Annotated in this window: 2 protein-coding genes; both read left to right on the top strand. The window is 42.0% G+C overall.

The genetic code is table 11. From position 1 onward, the window contains the following. Positions 1-102 precede the first annotated feature (102 nt). Positions 103-360: a type II toxin-antitoxin system Phd/YefM family antitoxin gene (locus UF06_RS02380; protein WP_045569027.1), complete on the top strand. Its 258-nt coding sequence runs from the start codon at positions 103-105 to the stop codon at positions 358-360. Continuing rightward, positions 348-650, top strand: a complete 303-nt coding sequence (locus tag UF06_RS02385) for a type II toxin-antitoxin system RelE/ParE family toxin (protein WP_045569028.1) — start codon at positions 348-350, stop codon at positions 648-650. The genes UF06_RS02380 and UF06_RS02385 overlap by 13 nt, the downstream gene beginning before the upstream one ends. Positions 651-792: the final 142 nt, after the last annotated feature.

Genomic DNA, 792 nt, shown 5'->3' on the forward strand with positions numbered 1-792 from the left:
AGTGCATTGCTCACCCCTTAGCAGGGCGTTAGCCGTCATGGAGCTTGCTATACTCAAAGTGATAGAATAGTATCACTTTAGTATTCCTTTGGAGCCGCTCTCATGAAAGTAGAACTAGTTACATCACTTAAACGTCAAGCAACTAAGATCCTCGCCGATCTCCACGACACCAAAGAACCAGTGTTAATTACCGAGCATGGTAAGCCATCCGCGTATCTAGTTGATGTTGATGATTATGAGTTTATGCAAAATCGTTTGGCTATTCTTGAGGGTATTGCGCGAGGTGAACGCGCACTAGCTGACGGTAAAGCTATAAGTCATGATGAAGCCAAGGACAAAATGTCAAAATGGCTAAACTAATCTGGACTGAGCCAGCGTTATCTGACCTCAACGATATTGCTGAATACATCGCACTTGAAAATATTGTTGTTGCAAAGCAGTTAGTACAAACGATCTTCTCCAAAGTCGAACGCCTACAAACTTTCCCAGAGTCAGGTCGTATACCACCCGAACTAGAACATTTAAGTTATCGTGAAGTTGTCGTTAATCCATGTCGTGTTTTCTATAAACAAGACGGTGACAAAGTGTTTATTCTGTTTGTTATGCGTGCAGAGAGAGATTTGCGTAAGTTCTTGTTGAGTAAGCAATAACCTTTGGGAATGAGCGGCTAACAAACAATTTAAGAGGGATTCCCAACGCTTGGCATTTTTGCTTCTACTTCAATTTTAGTGTTTACGGTACAATGCTTTAGGTTGGGTGGTAGCGTTGCTCACCCCTTAATTGGGCGTTATT

Source organism: Vibrio sp. S234-5, assembly GCF_000960595.1.
Lineage (GTDB): Bacteria > Pseudomonadota > Gammaproteobacteria > Enterobacterales > Vibrionaceae > Vibrio.